This is a genomic window from Yoonia sp. JB2-21, assembly GCF_055693545.1.
The window spans coordinates 1,585,483-1,603,280 of sequence record NZ_JBVFUC010000001.1 but is presented as its reverse complement, the minus strand read 5'-3'; the positions used below and the strand labels follow the sequence as shown (position 1 = coordinate 1,603,280).

The following is a 17,798-nucleotide window of genomic DNA, read 5'->3' as shown; positions in this document are numbered from 1 at the left end:
TGAAAACTGCGGTGGTGCTTTGGGTTCCCTTTTGTCCGCCACGGATGGGAGTCCTCATATTGTGTTGTTACTGTGCTCGCATAACACCATATGGCCGCTTTGCCGCAAACCCAAACAAAATCAGGGGCAGGTTATGTTGCTGTCAGGGCACGCACGCGTTCGACCAGCCACGCCATGTCGGGGTCCTTGATCCCAAGTTCTGTCAGATGGGCGGCTGTGTTGAACAGATATTCCGTATTTGGCCCCCGTCCCCCCGTCGCGTGCGCGATAATCTGCGCCTGTTTTTCAAGGTCGAATTGGCAGTACTGCACGTGATCGCGGTTGATGATGTAGGCAAGCGCCGGGATCGTTCCGCCGTCGTCACTGACCAGATCGACCGTGGCTTCGTAGTAGGCGGAAGATATCAATTCGCGTTCACGCAGGCTTGCCAGCACGGTATCTTCCTCATCATCGGCGATTTGAAAGGCGACACCGGTGCATTGTCCACCTGCCTGCGCATCCAGCGCGAGGACCAATCCGGGGTCTTCCTCTGATCCGCGGTGATGGATCGATAACATGCAAAAGCTGCGATGATAGTCGTGCAAGCGTGCTTTGACCTGGCGCACGGGTGTGAAACCGGGGTTCCACAAAAGTGACCCATATCCGAATACCCAAAGTGCCATGTCAGAACCCCTGCTTTACAGACGTCCATAAACACTGAATTCCATCAAACGAAAAGGGGCTTAGCCCACCCGCAGCAGATCGCCAAAGATCGCGGTGGTGTGGTCTTGCAGGTAAATCTGTAGCCACGGGGTATATTCGCCCGGATGACGGGCCACATCAGCAGACAGATCGTAGAAATCAACCCAGCGGGTAGCCATCACCTCATCGGGGTTTGGCACGACCTTCAGGTCATTGGGCGCGTCGGCCACATAGACCTGCACGACCTCATGTTCGATCAGCCCACCGCCGACATCGGCACGATATTCGATCTCGTCCCGGTGCGATGGGTAGAGGCCGGTGATCCCCAGCTCTTCGTCCAAACGGCGCACGGCACAGTCAGCGGGGTCCTCGTCCCATTCGGGGTGGGTGCAACATGTGTTCGCCCAAAGCCCCGGTGTATGGTATTTCCCCATTGCGCGCTGTTGGATCAGAACACGCCCGCGGTTCATCACAAAGACGCTGACCGCCTTGTGCTTCAGCCCACGCAGGTGCGCATCCAACTTCTCAACCGGTTTCAACATGCCGTTTTCCCAGGCCGGGATCATAATCGTCATGTGCGCAACGGCGAAACAAGGCGCGTGAGATGTGCAAGGTTCTTTATGCCGATCTTGAGGTGAGCCATGGGCCGTGCCTTTACCAGTTTCTTGTTCATATACGCCTCAAACGTCAGCTTTTGCACGTCGACATCATGACACAGGGAGACAAACCGCTCACGCCGTTCGTCGCTGCGGTAGTAGGCGTTTTGCATCGCACCCAAAACCCGAAACACCTGTTTGTGTTCGCGCATGAAAAGTTTGCGCGCCAGCTGCAAGTCTTTTACGCGCCCTGATGCCAAAGTGGCCGCTGCGGCGGTGGCCGCCACGCGCCCGCCGACCATGGCATAGTAGATCCCTTCGCCAGATGACGGGGCGACAACGCCTGCAGCATCACCGGCAAGGACAACGTCCGAGCCATTGTCCCAACGGTCCAGCGGTTTCAGCGGAATGGGCGCGCCTTCCTTCCGGATCGTTTTGCAATCGGTCAGCCCGGATGCAGCGCGCAGATCAGCGGTGGCTTGTTTCACATCAACCGATTTGATCATCGACCCCATCCCAACGCTCGCCTGTCCGCCATGCGGAAAGACCCATCCGTAGAAATCGGGGGAAATCTTGCCGTCATAGACGACATCGCAGCGCGCCGGATCATAGGTGGCCGTAGGTTCTGGCGCCTCAATAATCTCGTGATAGGCGATGACGTAGGGGATCTTATCCCCGTCCTTGACCTCGGCCCGCGCCACGTTGGATCTTGCGCCATCTGCGCCGATCACCAGTTTGGTGGTCAGTTTCATCTCATTGCCGCTGATCTTATCGCGGTAGATGACATGGGTGCCGTCTGCATCGCGTTCGATTTTAGTAAATGTACCGGTATAGCGATGCGCGCCTGCGTCTTTCGCCCGCTTACGCAGGAATTCGTCGAAATGTTCGCGGTCGACCATGCCGACAAAGCCGTTCTCAATCGGGATATCGACTTGCCGTCCGGTGGGAGAGATCATGCGCGCCGTATTTACCTTGGCCACGATCTGTTCGTCGGGGATAAAGAAATCTTCGATCAGGCGTGGGGGCACGGCGCCGCCGCATGGCTTGATCCGCCCGTCGCGGTCGATGAAGGCTACCTTGTGACCAGAGCGCGCAAGGTCCTCTGCAGCGGTGGCCCCGGATGGGCCTGCGCCCACGACAACAACATCATATTGCATTGATCATTCTCCCGGAACGAGTGTGGCGGACGGCATTTTGCCGTCCATGATTTTGGCAGCCATAGCAGTGGCAGCGATAAAGAGGGCGGCTTCGGCGATGAAGACAGACCCGAAGGCTTGCGTGTCGGTCATGCTGACCCGCAGCAGATCAACCATGCCTGCACCCACCAGTCCGCCGAACCCTGCGGCGATGGCTTGTGCTGCGCCCCAAAGACCCATGCGGGTGCCTTCGCGACGCTCAGCCCCTTCGGCGGCCAGCGCCATCATGGAACCGATGGCGGCGACAGCGAACATGCCGTTAAAGAAACCCAGCAGAACAACGGCAGGCACCAAAGGTGCGCTTGGGCCGATGGGGCCAAGGAAAGCGATCAGCACCAATGCACCGGCGGAACCGATGCAGCCTGCCATCACCCAGTTACGCAAGAGGCCGATTTTGAACCCGGTGGCGACGATCCCGACGGTGAGCATGCCGATGAAGACACCGCCGTTCTGCGCGCCAGAAAGCGAGGTTGATTGCCCCGGCGTGAATGCAAAGACGAGGCCGGCGTAGGGCTCTAAGATCAGTTCCTGCATGAAATAGGCCGTCATCGACAGAAAGACAAAGATGGTGAAGTTGCGCGCTTTACGCTCTCCCCAGACCTCGCGCAGCCCATCCATGAAGGGCGTTGGGTCTGGTTCGCGCACGGCGATCAGGTTGCGCTCGATTCGCCAAACGGCGAGGCAGGTAATCAGTGTTGCGATGGATACCACGATGCCGACGATTTTGAGCAAAAGTGCGGGTGTGTAGGGATCAATGAATTGCCCGACGATACCGGCCGTCATCGCAATGCCGAAAATCATCATCAGCCATGTGATCGTTGCCGCTGCTGCGCGGCGATGGGGGGCAGTTGTTGTCGCCAGCAAGGCAAGCAGCGAAGTACCAGAGGCCCCCACGCCCAACCCGATCAGCGTATAGGCGATGATCGAAATGGTCAGACCCAGCGCGAAGGATGTCTCGAACGCCAGCACGCCGCAGGCCGCGATGAATGCGCCTAAAGCCAAGGCGACCATGCCGCCAATAATCCACTTTGTCCGATGTCCTCCGGTGTCCGAATAGAACCCCCAATGCGGCCGTGTCAGTTGGATGCCGTAGTGCAGGCCGACCAACAATCCGGGCAGGATCGCGGGCAATGATAGTTCGACCACCATCAAACGGTTCAGGGTGGATGTCGTCAGCACCACAATCGCGCCCAATGCCATTTGCACAAACCCAAGCCGGAAAATCTGGAACCATGAAAGTGTCATCTCAGCCTCCGATCCCGCGCAATGCGACTGCGGCAATCATCATGCCGCTGATGTAGAAAAGAATGCCCATGCCCTGATACCAAGGCGTTCTGCCTTCGGGGTCGCGCAGCAAGACGCGCATGGCACCCAGTTGCACCGCCAGCATCGCCATAACGCCCAGCGCAAAACCCGGCTTTTCCCAATAGGTCAGCAGACCAATCACGATGGCCTGCGGCACTGCCATGATCCAGCACGCCACGCGCGCCGCCCGATCAGGCCCAAGCGTGACAGGCAAGGATCGCAGACCAGTGGCCCGATCCCCTTCGATAGCCTTGAAGTCATTCAGCGTCATGATCCCATGTGCGCCAATGCCATAAAGAACGGCGATCAGGATGACCTGCGGGCCGGGTGCGCCAGCCGCCAAAACGGCGGCACCGGTCACCCAAGGCAGGGTTTCATAGGCAAGACCGCAGAGCCCCGGCCCCCACCAGCCAGATTTCTTGGCACGGACCGGTTCGGCGGAATAGGCCCATGCAGCAAGCACCGCCAAAATGGTCGCGCCAAAGCCCCAAGGACCCAGTTGATAGCCCACGATCAGCCCAAGCACTGTCATTGCGAGGGCGATGTAGAGCCCCCAACGCCCCGGAATCCGTCCCGAAGGAATCGGGCGGTCAGGTTCGTTGATGGCGTCGACATGGCGGTCGCACCAGTCGTTCGCTGCCTGGCTCATCCCGCAAACAATGGGTCCGGCAAGTACAACGCCCAGGATCACAAAAAACCAATGGCCAGAGGGGCTTATGCCTGATGATACCACGCCACAAAGATAGGCCCACATTGGCGGGAACCATGTCACCGGTTTTATCAGACGCAGCATCGCCCGTGGCTCAGGCCAACGTCGCGTCGTATTGCCGATCTGTAAATCTGAAGTGACACTCATTGTGTAAGTTTAAAATGACACCTACGCTGAGGGCAAGTGTAAAGGTGCGTTGACACTGCGCCATAGCGTCGCTGTACATCGCTGCCCAATTCAGGCGCGCTTTCAACAGTGCTTGCGTTTCTTTGTAAGCTGCCGCAACGTCCTTCCAAAGCGCTTTGGAAGGATGAGTCGCATGACCATTAAAGTTGTCGTCTGGGGCGAAAACGTCCATGAGAAAACTAACGAGATCGTCTCTGATCTTTATCCAGACGGCATGCATGAAGCCATCGCCGCCGCCTTGCGCATTGATAGCAATATCGCGGCCACGACGGCGACCCTGCAAGACCCTGAGCACGGACTGACCAACGCGCGTCTTACGGACACTGACGTGCTGTTGTGGTGGGGGCATGCCGCGCATGGCGACGTGTCGGACGCGATTGTCGAACGCGTCGCGGATCATGTGAATGCAGGCATGGGTCTGATCCTGCTGCATTCCGCCCATTTTGCGAAAATCTTCAAACGATTGATGGGAACGCCCTGCAATCTGACATGGCGCGAAGCAGGTGAGCGCGAGCGCCTGTGGGTCACGTCTCGCAATCACCCCATCGCCGCGGGGCTTCCTGACCATTTTGAGCTCGAAAACGAAGAGATGTATGGCGAACCCTTTGGCGTGCCCGAGCCGTTGGAAACAGTCTTTGTCAGCTGGTTTCAGGGGGGCGAGGTGTTCCGCTCGGGTCTGACCTACAAGCGGGGGGCGGGGAACGTCTTTTACTTCCGCCCCGGTCATGAGACCTATCCAACATACCATGATGCCAACGTGCAGACTGTGCTGCGCAACGCCGTGCGCTGGGCCTACAACCCCGCCCCGCGCGTTGCTGACGTCAATGATGCGCCAAATGTCCCGGCCGATCAGGCGCTGGAGCCGATAAAGGAACGCGGACCGCGTCTGCATCAAGATGGTGAAGAGGGCTACAGATGATCGGGGTCCTGATTGTTGGCACGGGTGCGATGGCGCATGACCATGCCAAAGCCTACGCTGCAATGGATGACGTCAAGATTGTTGGCGCCGTTGATCCGAATGCAGAAAGCCTGCAGAAATTTTGCGCGGCGTATGCCATTGCGAACAGCTTTCAAACTGTCGAGGACGCAATTGGCTGGGATCAGTTTGATGCGGTGTCTAATGTTACGCCTGATGGTATTCATCACCGCACAACAATGCCTTTGATCGCGGCCCAAAAGCATGTTCTTTGCGAAAAACCTTTGGCCGCCAATCATGCCGACGCCGCAGAGATGGCCGCAGCAGCCCGGACGGCCGGTGTCATTAACATGGTCAACCTGACATACCGCAATGTGCCAGCCTTGATGCAGGCCGCCGCGATTGTGCAGGAGGGCCAGATCGGGGCGGTCCGTCACTTTGAGGCATCTTATCTTCAAAGCTGGCTGACCCAAGACCAATGGGGTGATTGGAAGACCGACGATACTTGGTTGTGGCGTCTATCAACCGAGCACGGTTCGATGGGGGTGCTGGGCGATGTGGGTGTTCATATTCTGGATTTCGCAAGCTTTGTGGCCGGGTCGGAACCCGCGGCTGTTTCCTGCCGACTGAAGACATTTGACAAGGCCGATGGTGGCCGTATTGGCGGGTATGTCTTGGATGCCAACGATAGCATGGCGATGCATCTGTCGCTTCAGAACGGGGCGATTGGTGTCATCCACGCCAGCCGTTTTGCCAGCGGTCACATCAATGACCTGCGTTTGCGCCTTTACGGAACGACGGGTGGGCTGGATGTCCGGTTTGAGAACTGGAAAAGCCGCTTATTGATCTGCAAAGGCGATGACTTGGGCAAAGCCAACTGGGTCGAGGTGCCGCCAATGCCGGTCGTTCCTAATTTTCGACGTTTTATCGAGGCCATCAAAGCAGACACGCCCGCGACCCCTAGTTTTGCACGTGGTGCGATGCTGCAAAAGGTGCTGGATCTTGCTGTTGCGTCGGATGCTGATCGCGCCAAAGACCTGACGATCTAACCGCTTATTTTCATAGAATTGTTCCATTAAGTTCGCTTTCACTTCCGGTCCCTTATGCCTCGTTTTGGGTGAAGAAATGAGGTTTCGGGATGAGTGCAGGATCAAACGCGCCAACAATCATTAAGCGCAAAAAGGTTATTGCAGGCGGTGGCCATCATGGCGGTGCATGGAAAGTGGCCTATGCCGATTTTGTCACGGCGATGATGGCTTTCTTCATGCTCATGTGGTTGTTGAATGCAACGACAGAGCAGCAGCGCAAAGGTCTTGCGGACTATTTTTCGCCAACCATTCCGATCAACCGGATGTCGGGTGGTGGTGCTGGCGCGTTTGGTGGCGACAATATCTTTACCCAACAAACACTCGCCCAAAGCGGTACGGGCATCAGTCAACCCACGGTTGGCATGAACCCAGTCAGCAGTGAAAGTGACGCGGCCGGTGATGCTGCCGTTGCGGCCCAGGTCGCTGCATTGCGCGATATTGAGGCGATCTTGATGGGGCAGGGCGGTGAAAGCATGCTGTCCGATCAGGCCCTGCGCCACATCATCACACGCCTGACCGACGAAGGGCTGGTGATCGAAATATACGATTTGCCGCAAGTGACCCTTTTTGTCGAAGAGACGGCGGTGCCAAACCCCGTCACAGCTGAAATCGCCGCGATCATGGCGCGTCTGTTTGATGCAGTCAGCAACGACGTCGCCATCGAAGGGCATTTAAGTGCAAAGTCCCTGATCCGCGTCGATTATCCGATTTGGGAGCTCTCAACGGATCGGGCAGCCCAGATGCGTTTGATGCTGCAAAGTGGTGGCCTCGATCCACGGCGCGTTGTGCGCCAAACCGGCGCCGGCGATCGTGAACCCGCCGTGCGCGATGCCACGGCACCGCGCAATAACCGGATTGAGGTGATTTTGCTGCGTTCAGACATCTGACGTTTAATCGGTCGAATTTTAGGGATTAGGAGGGCGTTAAGAACGAAGCCTTAGGCAAGAGGGCGACACGGTGTCTCCTTGATGCAGAAAGGCTCAATTATATGACGATTTCCTCTTCCCTGAATGCGAGTGTGGCTGGCCTTGCGGCGAATGCATCCCGCCTGGCGACGATATCTGATAATATTTCGAATTCCTCGACCTACGGCTACAAGCGGGCCATCACCGATTTTCAGTCGATGGTGATTGAAAGCGGGCAAGGCACCTATTCTGCGGGTGGCGTGCGTACCACAACGGCGCGTTTGATAGATGAACGCGGCGCTTTGGTATCGACGTCCAACCCCACAGACCTAGCTGTGCGTGGGCGGGGGATGTTGCCTGTCACCTCAGAAACGTCAGTTGCCGTGGACAACGGTGACAATCCGCTATTTCTGACGACAACAGGGTCATTTCGGCCAGATGCGCAGGGTTATTTGCGATCGCCGGGGGGCTGGTGCTGCTTGGTGTTCCGGCGGCCGCTGATGGGACGATCCCCAACTATCCAAGGGACTCCATTGATGGGCTGGTGCCGGTTCAGATCAATGCCAACCAATTTGCAGGTGAGGCGACAACACGTGTTGATTTGTCGGTCAACTTACCCGCCACATCAACGCGGGAAGGATCACCGGGGGATACGGAATCACTCTCTGTTGAGTATTTCGACAACCTTGGTGCCTCCTCAAACCTGAGCTTTACATTTACGCCAACAGTTCCTGCGAACGGGGCGTCGAACGAATGGACAATGGAAATCAGGGATAGTGAATCTGATGTCGACGCAAACGGAATCCCGGATGTTGTTGGTGAATATACCTTGACGTTTGACGCCACACGCGGTGGCGGTGGTACCCTGGCCGGTGTTGGATTTGCGGATCCAGTCGCGCCGATTGGTGGGCCATATGATCCCGCGACCGGCGCGCTGACCATCGCCGTGGACGGCGGCCCGATGGAGATTAATATCGGCGAGCTGGGCAGTTCAATTGGGCTCACTCAGTTGTCTGATGCGTTCGCACCTGTTTCGATTTCAAAGAACGGCACGCCGGTGGGCAGCCTGACCTCTATCGAAGTTGATCAGAACGGATTTGTACGTGCATCTTTTGACATCGGGATTAACCGGGTTCTCTATCAGATCCCCTTGGTTGACGTGCCAAACGTAAATGGCTTGGAAACGCTCGACCAACAAAGCTATCGGGTCACGCCGGACAGCGGATCGTTTTTTCTTTGGGACGCAGGTGATGGTCCGACGGGTGACATCGTTGGCTTTGCCCGTGAAGAATCTGCCACCGATGTCGCCGGTGAGTTGACCGAACTGATCCAGACGCAGCGCGCTTATTCATCAAATGCGAAGGTCATTCAAACGGTTGATGAAATGCTTCAGGAAACAACGAACATCAAACGCTAAGACGATTGGACTAGACCACAATGAGCATCTCAAGCGCCCTCAATAACGCCGTTTCCGGACTGACCGCAAACGCCCGCATGGCAGAGGTTGTATCATCAAACCTATCAAACGCCTTGACCGAAGGGTACGGGCGGCGGTCGGTTGAACTGTCTTCGGTGCAGGTGGGCGATCGTGGTGGTGGCGTGCGTATCGACGCGATAAATCGCTTTGTTGATGCCGGGCTATTGGCTGATCGGCGTCTGGCGGATGCGGCCTTGAGCGGCCAAGAAAGAAGTGCTGATATGGTTCTGCGGCTCGAACAGGCCTTGGGTGGGCCAGAGGATGCAGCGGGGCTGGGTGCGCGACTGGCGGCCGTGGAAAGTGCGTTGATCAGTGCAAGTGGCGATCCCGCGTCAGAAACCCGGCTGGAGCTTGTTGTTAGTCGGTTTCGGGACCTCGCCAATACGCTGCAGTCAAATACGCGCAGCATACAATCCTTGCGGCAAGAAGCGGACGCCGCGATTGCAAATGATGTCGATGTACTCAACGCGGCTTTGCAGCAAGTCGATTTACTGAACAAGGACATCCTGCGGATCAATGGCTCTGGCGATGATCCCTCGGCGCTGTTGGATGCGCGTCAGCGTGCCGTCGACCAAATCGCCGGGATTATCCCGTTGCGCGAAGTCATGAACGAAAATGGTGTTATCGGATTGATCTCGCAGACCGGGACGACCCTTTTGGGGACTCAACCAGCCCAATTCGGGTTCGTCCGCACCCCAACGATCACAGCAGATATGACGCTGGCGTCTGGTGCATTGCAGGCCATCACCCTTGATGGCGTGCCGCTCGATCCAGCCACCGGAATTGGCCGGTTGGACGGGGGATCACTCGGCGCTGCCTTTGCATTGCGCGATCAGACCTTGGTCGAAGCGCAGGGCGGGTTGGATGAAATTGCGGCGGATTTGATTGCCCGCTTTCAGGACCCGGCCAATGATACAACCCTTGCCCCCGGGGACCTTGGTATCCTCACAGATCAGGGCGGTACGCTTGATCTGGCCGATTTGCCGGGGCTGGCAGGGCGGGTCGTGGTCAATCCAGCTGTCGTGTCGCAAAACGGGGCGACCCTGCACGCCTGCGTGATGGGTTGAATGCCGCAGCTCCGGGTCCGGCGGGGGCCACTGTCCAAATCAACAGCTGGATTGCGGCACTCGACACGGCAAGAGCGGACGCGCCAGGTGCCGAACTGCGCTCTGCTTCGGGACGCATTGGTGTTTTCGCCTCGGACATCGGATCGACACGGATCAATGCAGAGGACAGGCTTAGCTTTACCACGGCAAGATGGGACACGCTCCGCGAGGCAGAACTTGCCGACGGGGTCGATACCGATGTCGAACTGCAGTCCCTGCTTCGGATCGAACAGGCCTACGCCGCAAATGCCAAGGTTATCCAAACCGTTGACTTCATGATGCAAAGATTGATGGAGATCTAAATGTCAGCAATTTCAGTTGGCGATATGGCCCAGCAATTCAGATCGCTGCGAAATACAGCGGCGATCAAGACAGATTTGGCACAACTGGGAGAGAGCCTTTCTTCCGGGAAAGTAACGGATTTGACGCGCACGCTGAACGGGCAGACCGCCCAGTTTTCAGCATTGCGTTACAGTCTTGAACAATTGGATGCGTACAGCGGCGTCGCCATCGGAACGCAACAAACACTGTCGGGTATTCAGTCAATTCTGGCGCAGGTGGAAGGGACGCGCAGTATGACGGCGGATCGTCTGCTACGCGTTAACGCAAGCAGTACGATCGCACAGGTTGATGAAGCGGCATCGTCTGCGCGAAGCGCCTTTGACACTGTTGTGTCTGCACTGAATACGCAATTGGCGGACCGTGCCCTGTTGGGTGGAACTGATGTGGTGGGACCGCCGCTTGCCGCCGGTGACCTTATGCTTGGGGATATTGTGACACAAATTGGTGCCGCGACGGATGCAACCGCTATCGTTGCAGTAATTGATGCATGGTTCGACGATCCGGTGGGTGGATTTGCGACCCTTGGGTACCTTGGCGATACTGGTGCGCCGCTTGAGCGGCGTATCTCTGAAAATCAGAGCGTCGCAATCGATGCACGCGCCGATGATCCGGCGATTGTAGAAATTCTAAAGGCGACGGCTATCTCAGCGGTTGCAAACGATCTCCCCGCAATTGATCGCGAGACGAAAGTTACGTTGCTTGAGACGGCGGGGCAGCGGCTTTTTGTAGCATCAAGCGATTTGGTCGCGGTGCAAGCGCGGACCGGATTTGCAGAAGCGCGCGTTGAACAGATTCTATCAGAGTCGCAGGCGCAGATGACCGCGCTCGGCATGGCACAGAATGATCTTGTTCTTGCGGATCCTTTTGAGACAGCGACGCGATTGCAGGCGGTGCAACTGCAATTGGAAACACATTTCAGCGTTACTGCGCGCATGTCACAGCTTAGCCTTTTGAGGTTTATTTGATGTGGTTCTCAAAGGTCTTGATCGCTGCAGTTCTGTTGCTCGTGCCGCTGGTGGCGCAGGCCAACCCTATAAGGATCAAAGATCTGGTTGAATTTGATGGGGTCCGGTCGAACGATCTGGTTGGGTACGGTTTGGTCGTTGGTCTGAATGGGACCGGGGATGGCTTGCGCAACTCTCCATTTACCGAAGATATTCTTGGCAATGTCCTTGAACGGTTGGGCGTCAACGTCACTGGTGAACAGTTTCGACCAAAGAATGTCGCAGCCGTTCTCGTCACCGCGTCTTTGCCGCCGTTTGCACGTGCCGGCAGCACTCTGGATGTCACGGTGTCTGCAATTGGCGATTCAAGCAGCTTGCTTGGGGGTACATTGGTCATGACCCCGCTGAATGCTGCCGACGGTGATATCTACGCTGTAGCACAAGGGACGATCATTGCTGGCGGTGCGTCAGCTACCGGTGACGGTGCCGCCGTTATCCAAGGTGTCCCCACGTCTGGCGTTGTCCCATCGGGGGCCACGATCGAACGAGAGGTGAACTTTGACTTCACTGCTTTGTCGTCAGTTCGACTCGCTTTGCGCACACCTGACTTTACGACGGCCGGTCGGATTGAACAGGCGATCAACCAAGACTTTGAAAGGCCGGTCGCCGTCATGTTGGATGCTGGCACGGTTGAGCTGAATATTGCTGCGACCCGCATGCCGTCACCTGCGCATGCTTTGGGCCGGGTTGAGAATATACTGGTCGAACCCGAGCGTCGCGCGCGCGTTGTTGTGGATCAGCGGTCAGGGACCATTGTTATGGGCGAAGACGTCAGGATTAGCCGCGTCGCGGTGAGCCAGGGAAACCTGACCTTACGCATCCAGGAGGCGCCGCTGGTCTCGCAACCAAACCCATTTGCGCCGGGTGAAACGGTTGTGGTCCCAAGAACGGAAACAGAAATCATTGATGAACCGGGCATTGGTCTTGCGGAGATCAGAGGCGGCACGTCGTTGAGTGAAGTTGTCGCGGGTTTGAACGCGCTTGGCGTCGCGCCGCGCGATATGATCGACATCTTGAAAAGCATAAAGGCGAGCGGTGCTTTGCATGCAGAATTCATTGTGCGTTGAGCGCTGGTTGTTGGTTGCCAATTTTCGGTTGCCGGTGCCCAAGACGGGACCGCCTACTTTGGATCGGTATGACCAACGCGTGGCAGTGACCCGGCACCTCGGCGCGGTGCGCAAGTTTTTTGGTTCCGGTCGAAGAGCATTCGTAGGCGCCCTTGTCAGGTGGTGGTCATCGAAACACGGCAAGTGAATTCGCTGGATCGCCTGCCCCGAGAGGAAAAAATGAAGACGTGTCATGCTTTGGCAGAAGCAGTGCCTTTCCGTGATTTGAAGTCAGGATAACGAGGGACATGGAGCCGGTGTTTACCTTGGCGCACGCCCGTCTCAGTGATCCCGGCCCCTGTTGCCTTCGCTGGCTGCCGGAGGTTGGCTGCCTGGGCGCTGAAAGCCCAACCTTGTCACGGTTGCCCTTGAACAAACACCTCGGAAATCGCGTATCCTGCGGCGCAAAATATTGGATAACAGGCAGTGCTACGCAATTTCAAGTTTTCGCAACCTGCATCAAACCGTGTAACTCATTACCAAACTATGGGCGATGAGCGCCCAACCGTCAGCGACAACAAAGAACGCAAGCTTGAACGGCAGCGAAACGATGGCTGGGGGCACCATCATCATGCCCATCGACATGAGGACTGCCGCTACAACCAGATCAATGATGAGGAAAGGCATGAAGATCAGGAAACCGACCTGAAAAGCCCGCGCCATTTCGCTGAGCAGAAACGACGGGATGATCACCGACAATGGTGCATCCACTGTTGCCACATTTGTTGCGAGGTCCGGCCTTAGGTCAGCAAGGGCTGCGAACGTATCGGGGTCGATGCGCGACAACATGAAGCCGCGCAGAGGTGCCATCGTTCTCAAAAAACCTTCCTCTACAGATATATCGCCGGCCAGCAGTGGATTGACGCCGCTTGTCCAGGCTGCGACCAAGACCGGTTCCATGACAAAATATGTGAGGAACAGCGCCAAACTGACGATGAGCATATTTGGTGGCGATTGTTGTAGTCCGATCGCCTGACGCAATATGGCAAACACCGTCACAATGAATGGAAAGCATGTGACCATGATCGCGATACCAGGAACCAAGCTAAGGACCGTGATCAGGACCAGAAGCTGGATTGACCGTGTGGCAAGCGAACCGTCGTCACCCAGCGTGATCGACACGTCCTGCGCGAGCGCCGGACTGGCAAGCGCCATGCAGAACAGTATGACGATCCATGCCAAACACCGCATGCTAGTTAAGCGGACCTTCGTCCTGCGCGACTTCGGTAAGGCGCACCGCCAACTGGCCCGGTTCGCCGCCCTCCATCTCTTGCAACTCACCCCGTGCGATCAAACGATCGCCAATGTAGAGTTCGACGGGGTCTTCAATGCGCTTATCAAGCGGTAGCACAGTGTTTTCCGCAAGGCTGAGCAGGTCCCGCACCAGCGGCCGTGCCCTGCCGACGGATACGGATATTTCAATCGGAACACTGCGCAAAGGGTGTCCGTTTTCAGGTTCATTGAGCTGCTTGTTCGCATCATCCATGGGTTTTTGTCCTTGGTTGTGAAAGGTCGGTTGCCATCAGTATTTCGGTGACCCGCGACACCAGCCGGTCCAGATCAAGATAGCTTTCCTGGACGCCGCAGCGGATCCAAGCGGCATGCAACGACAGCCCATCATCCGCGTGGACGTCGACGGAAGACCCGTGTTCCGCCAGTGCTGCTTGGACGCTCGTCCGCTGGCTGGGATGCACCGTGATCGAAAACGCCTCGGGCATACCGGCGGCGACGGCTTCGTGTATGATCAAGCCAATTTCGCGCGGAAAACCCAAAGAAATGCAGTGCGGCAGCAATGTCTCAGCAATATCGGTCAGTAGCGGTGACAGTGCGCCCAATATGTCAGCGCGCGCCTCGTTGTACGAAAACTCCAGATCGGCGATACATTGTACTAACTCTGCAGACAGCGCGGCTTGGCTTTCTTGTGTTGCGGCAACGCCAGCGGCATAGCCGTCCTCAAAGGACTGCTGCACGTCTGCGTTCGGAACGGGCGCAACCTGATCCTCGTCAAAGGCTTCGAGTGGAAGGGTGCTTGCCATCTACGCGCTTGCCTTTGGTGACGGATCTTCGATCCAGTCTTGAAGAACCTGTATGGTTTCAGGTTCACGATCGGCAATCATCTGGCGAAGCCGGCCGACAGGATCGTCGCCAGACGTACTCAGAAGGTCGGGCCCATCACCCATGAAGTCACCCATCATGTCATTGCCCATGGCCATTGCCATCGGTGGGTCACTGCTGTCCCCGGGACCACTGTCATCGAGGGTAAGCGCCGCCACAGCGTTTGGTTTCGACGTCAGAATCGGCCGGACAACAAATAACCCGAGGATCAATGCGACGGCGGCCAGAACACCGATCTGGATCAGGCGCATCATATCCAACGGAAGGCCCGCTGCCGGCGGCAGCGCCTCGGTTCCCAACGGCACAATCGGTTCAAAGGACATGGATTTGACGGTCAGGACATCGCCCCGTGCACTGTCCAAACCGACAGCGGACGCGACAAGTTCTTGCAACGCGGCAAGTTCCTCATCCGAGCGGGGGGTCGTTGTTGTTGTCCCGTCAGCGCCAACAACCGTGACGTCATTGACCAGAACCGCGACGGTCAGCCGCTTGACCGCGCCAGGAGCCCGAACCAATTCACGTTGGGTTTCCGACATTTCGTAGTTTGTCAGCGTGCGGCTCTCGCTGTTTTCGTTGCTGGCTGCGCCGCCGCCGCCGGCGGCATCCCCATCTGGCAGGTTCGACGCAACGGTGACGTCGCCGCCGCGACTATCGCTGGACGTTCCAGCGCTTTCGGTGACATCCGTGCTGATGGCAATGCGGCTGTCCGGATCGACCCTTCGTTCGGTGATTTGTTCCGTTTCCATGATCGTTTCGACGGTGACTTCAACAACTGCGTTGCCGGTACCTACGCGTGCGGCAAGCAGCCGTTCTGCCTGCCGTCGCAGCGCGTCTGCCCGGTCATCGCCCTGCACAGGAATGGCCCCGTTTTCGCCGTCAGACAGCAGGCCACCGCTGTCGTCGATCACAGCGACAGATGTGGGGTCAAGGCCTGGCACCGCAGCAGCGATGAGAAACTGGAGCGCCTTCACATGCGGCGCGGACAAGGCACCGCCCGCCGTTGTTACAGTGACCGCCGCGGTCTGCGTCTGATCGCGCTGGAACGACCGTGTCGATGGCGTGGAAATATGTACGCGTGCGGCCCGAATATGCGGGCTGGCAAGGATTGTGCGTGCAAGTTCACCTTCTTTGGCTCGCCAGTATGCGGCGTCGAACATCTGCGCCGTCGTGCTGAACCCTGACAAAGAGTCCAAGATTTCGTAGCCTTGGCTGCCATTTGTTGGCAACCCTTGCCCGGCAAGCCCCATGCGCAAGCTGTCCCGCTGTCTGGTTGGTACAAAGATTGCATTCCCGCGCACCTCGTAAATGACGCCCTGCTGATCCAGCGCGGCAACAACGTCGCCTGCGGCTTGGGCTTCAAGGCCGCCAAACAGCAGCGACATGTCCGGTGTGCCGGCGCCGCGTGCAAGGAATAGGGTCGACGCAAAGACAGCCGCCGTCGCCAAAACGACCAACACCCGGCGTGGCCCGCTGAGCGTTGACCATACGTTTCCGATGCTCTCCAAACTTGTACTCCATCACATTGGCGTTCTGCCGAATGTTCTTTGTTTGGACCATGAGCCTTAATAATGAGTTAGGGCTTCTGCGTTTATCTGTATTGAGTTGAATTCGCTAAGGGCGCACCAATGACTGCAGATGCTGACATCTCTGACGATAGACCCAAAAAAGGCTCCAAACTCCCGCTTTTGTTGGGCTTAGTCCTTGCTTTGGTCGGGGGTGGTGGCGGGTATTTTGCGGTGCAGCTGGGGCTGATTGGTGGGTCCGAATCGGCGGAGGTATCTGAACCTACAACCGCTGAGGCCGGGGATGATGTTGCCGTTTCGTTTGTTGCGCTTGATCCGCTGATTATATCCCTTCCGCGGTCTGGCGGCCGGGATCACCTGCGGTTTTCGGCCCAGCTAGAGGTTGCGCCAAACTTTGCAGAGGACGTCGAAGCCGTAAAACCCCGGATTGTCGATGTTCTGAATGGGTATCTGCGTGCCGTTGAATTGGCAGAACTCGAAGACCCAACCGCGCTGATGCGGCTGCGCGCGCAGATGTTGCGCCGTGTCCAGGTTGTGACAGGAGAGGGGCGGGTGAAAGACCTGCTTATCATGGAATTTGTATTGAGCTAGAAGGGCCAACCACATGAATATGATTGCTGATGTGCTTTTGGTGGCAGGTGCTTTTGGGGCTGCGCTTTATTGTCTTGTGCTGTCGCGGCGGTTGCGCCGCTTCACGGATCTGGAAAAGGGGGTTGGCGGCGCTGTCGCAGTTTTGGCTGTTCAGGTTGATGACCTGACAAAGACCTTGAATCGTGCGCAGAACACGGCCACATCGTCGGTCGCGCAGCTGGATGACGTAAGTACGCGCGCCGAAACCGCGCAGCAGCGGTTGGAACTGCTGGTTGCGTCACTTCACAATTTGCCCGAGCCCACGGCTACGAAACAGGCAGAGAGTCCTTTTTCGTGCGCCGTGCTACCCCTGAAAGTGCGCATCCATGACCCGGCGTACGCCACGACGTCGCGGGCCAAGTGCGCTGTATATTGTCGCAGGCTTCTTGGTGGCCTCTGCGATGCTGCGGCTGGGCGTGGTATCTGGCCCCGCCATGGCGCAAGAAGTCGCTGATTTGGGCGAAGAATCTATGCCGCTGCCAGAGGACGATGACGAAACGAGCGCCCTGTTGATGGCCTTCCAAGAGCGCGAGGAACGTCTCGCTGCAAGGGAGGCAATGTTGCGTGACAGAATGCAGGCATTGCGCATCGCAGAAATGGAAATCGATGAAAAGTTAGAAGCACTAGTCAGTGCGGAAATTGCATTGAGCGAAATGATTACGCTTGCAGATGGTGCGGCGGAAACAGACCTGGCGCGTTTGACCAATGTCTACGAAAATATGAAACCCAAAGAGGCCGCGGCACTTTTTGCCGAGATGTCACCGCAGTTTGCCGCAGGGTTTCTTGGGATGATGCGCCCGGATGCGGCAGCATTGATTATGACAGAGCTCGAGCCGGAGACAGCCTATTCATTCAGCGTTGTGCTGGCAGGGCGTCATGCGAATGTCCCCACACAGTAGCTGCTGAGGAAACG

Annotated in this window: 18 protein-coding genes and 1 pseudogene; 10 read left to right on the top strand and 9 right to left on the bottom strand. The window is 57.2% G+C overall.

What is annotated here, in order from left to right:
• Positions 1 to 131: 131 nt before the first annotated feature.
• From ACZ1G5_RS08040 to chlG, 5 genes are read right to left on the bottom strand one after another with little or no spacing between them, the layout of a single operon-like run.
• Positions 132 to 662, bottom strand: a complete 531-nt coding sequence (locus ACZ1G5_RS08040; protein WP_472732344.1) for a gamma-glutamylcyclotransferase — start codon at positions 660 to 662, stop codon at positions 132 to 134.
• Between the two features lie 60 nt (positions 663 to 722).
• Positions 723 to 1,256, bottom strand: coding sequence for an isopentenyl-diphosphate Delta-isomerase (gene idi, locus ACZ1G5_RS08035; RefSeq protein ID WP_472732343.1), 534 nt, complete (start codon positions 1,254 to 1,256; stop codon positions 723 to 725).
• On the bottom strand, positions 1,253 to 2,434 hold the full coding sequence (locus ACZ1G5_RS08030; RefSeq protein WP_472732342.1) for a geranylgeranyl diphosphate reductase: 1,182 nt from the start codon (positions 2,432 to 2,434) through the stop codon (positions 1,253 to 1,255). The genes idi and ACZ1G5_RS08030 overlap by 4 nt, the downstream gene beginning before the upstream one ends.
• Before the next feature lie 3 nt (positions 2,435 to 2,437).
• Complete coding sequence (locus ACZ1G5_RS08025; protein WP_472732341.1) at positions 2,438 to 3,718, bottom strand: BCD family MFS transporter; 1,281 nt, start codon at positions 3,716 to 3,718, stop codon at positions 2,438 to 2,440.
• A gap of 1 nt (position 3,719) precedes the next feature.
• Positions 3,720 to 4,634: a chlorophyll synthase ChlG gene (gene chlG / locus ACZ1G5_RS08020; RefSeq protein WP_472732340.1), complete on the bottom strand. Its 915-nt coding sequence runs from the start codon at positions 4,632 to 4,634 to the stop codon at positions 3,720 to 3,722.
• A 172-nt stretch (positions 4,635 to 4,806) separates the two neighbouring features.
• On the opposite strand from chlG, the gene ACZ1G5_RS08015 reads away from it, so the two are divergent.
• The 8 genes and pseudogenes from ACZ1G5_RS08015 to ACZ1G5_RS07980 all read left to right on the top strand — a co-directional run bounded on the left by ACZ1G5_RS08015 (position 4,807) and on the right by ACZ1G5_RS07980 (position 12,578).
• Positions 4,807 to 5,592, top strand: coding sequence for a ThuA domain-containing protein (locus ACZ1G5_RS08015; protein ID WP_472732339.1), 786 nt, complete (start codon positions 4,807 to 4,809; stop codon positions 5,590 to 5,592).
• The gene (locus tag ACZ1G5_RS08010) at positions 5,589 to 6,638 is read left to right on the top strand and encodes a Gfo/Idh/MocA family protein (RefSeq protein WP_472732338.1); all 1,050 of its coding nucleotides are present in this window, start codon (positions 5,589 to 5,591) and stop codon (positions 6,636 to 6,638) included. The genes ACZ1G5_RS08015 and ACZ1G5_RS08010 overlap by 4 nt, the downstream gene beginning before the upstream one ends.
• An 89-nt stretch (positions 6,639 to 6,727) precedes the next feature.
• On the top strand, positions 6,728 to 7,564 hold the full coding sequence (locus ACZ1G5_RS08005) for a flagellar motor protein MotB (protein ID WP_472732337.1): 837 nt from the start codon (positions 6,728 to 6,730) through the stop codon (positions 7,562 to 7,564).
• Between the two features lie 101 nt (positions 7,565 to 7,665).
• Positions 7,666 to 8,999 (top strand): annotated as a pseudogene (locus ACZ1G5_RS08000) (flagellar hook protein FlgE).
• A gap of 20 nt (positions 9,000 to 9,019) precedes the next feature.
• Entirely contained in the window at positions 9,020 to 10,126 is a 1,107-nt protein-coding gene (gene flgK / locus ACZ1G5_RS07995) for a flagellar hook-associated protein FlgK (RefSeq protein ID WP_472732336.1), read from the top strand.
• Positions 10,123 to 10,467, top strand: coding sequence for a flagellar basal body rod C-terminal domain-containing protein (locus tag ACZ1G5_RS07990; protein ID WP_472732335.1), 345 nt, complete (start codon positions 10,123 to 10,125; stop codon positions 10,465 to 10,467). Before flgK ends, ACZ1G5_RS07990 begins: the two co-directional genes overlap by 4 nt.
• The gene (locus ACZ1G5_RS07985; RefSeq protein WP_472732334.1) at positions 10,468 to 11,472 is read left to right on the top strand and encodes a flagellin; all 1,005 of its coding nucleotides are present in this window, start codon (positions 10,468 to 10,470) and stop codon (positions 11,470 to 11,472) included. It abuts the gene before it with no gap.
• A complete protein-coding gene (locus ACZ1G5_RS07980; protein WP_472732333.1) occupies positions 11,472 to 12,578 on the top strand; it encodes a flagellar basal body P-ring protein FlgI in 1,107 nt (368 codons plus the stop codon). The genes ACZ1G5_RS07985 and ACZ1G5_RS07980 overlap by 1 nt, the downstream gene beginning before the upstream one ends.
• 498 nt (positions 12,579 to 13,076) lie before the next feature.
• Here ACZ1G5_RS07980 and fliP read toward each other — a convergent pair whose 3' ends face one another.
• Genes fliP through fliF form a run of 4 tightly spaced genes read right to left on the bottom strand, consistent with a single transcriptional unit; the run spans position 13,077 to position 16,237 of the window.
• A complete protein-coding gene (fliP, locus tag ACZ1G5_RS07975; RefSeq protein ID WP_472732332.1) occupies positions 13,077 to 13,772 on the bottom strand; it encodes a flagellar type III secretion system pore protein FliP in 696 nt (231 codons plus the stop codon).
• A 37-nt stretch (positions 13,773 to 13,809) separates the two neighbouring features.
• On the bottom strand, positions 13,810 to 14,103 hold the full coding sequence (locus ACZ1G5_RS07970; RefSeq protein ID WP_472732331.1) for a FliM/FliN family flagellar motor switch protein: 294 nt from the start codon (positions 14,101 to 14,103) through the stop codon (positions 13,810 to 13,812).
• Positions 14,096 to 14,653, bottom strand: coding sequence for a FliH/SctL family protein (locus ACZ1G5_RS07965; RefSeq protein WP_472732330.1), 558 nt, complete (start codon positions 14,651 to 14,653; stop codon positions 14,096 to 14,098). Before ACZ1G5_RS07965 ends, ACZ1G5_RS07970 begins: the two co-directional genes overlap by 8 nt.
• Entirely contained in the window at positions 14,654 to 16,237 is a 1,584-nt protein-coding gene (fliF, locus tag ACZ1G5_RS07960; protein ID WP_472732329.1) for a flagellar basal-body MS-ring/collar protein FliF, read from the bottom strand.
• A 120-nt stretch (positions 16,238 to 16,357) separates the two neighbouring features.
• On the opposite strand from fliF, the gene ACZ1G5_RS07955 reads away from it, so the two are divergent.
• Together ACZ1G5_RS07955 and ACZ1G5_RS07950 are read left to right on the top strand one after the other, a co-directional pair.
• Positions 16,358 to 16,846, top strand: coding sequence for a flagellar basal body-associated FliL family protein (locus ACZ1G5_RS07955; RefSeq protein ID WP_472732328.1), 489 nt, complete (start codon positions 16,358 to 16,360; stop codon positions 16,844 to 16,846).
• A 365-nt stretch (positions 16,847 to 17,211) separates the two neighbouring features.
• Positions 17,212 to 17,784 (top strand): MotE family protein, encoded by a 573-nt coding sequence (locus tag ACZ1G5_RS07950; RefSeq protein WP_472732327.1) that lies wholly within the window; start codon positions 17,212 to 17,214, stop codon positions 17,782 to 17,784.
• Positions 17,785 to 17,798 lie beyond the last annotated feature (14 nt).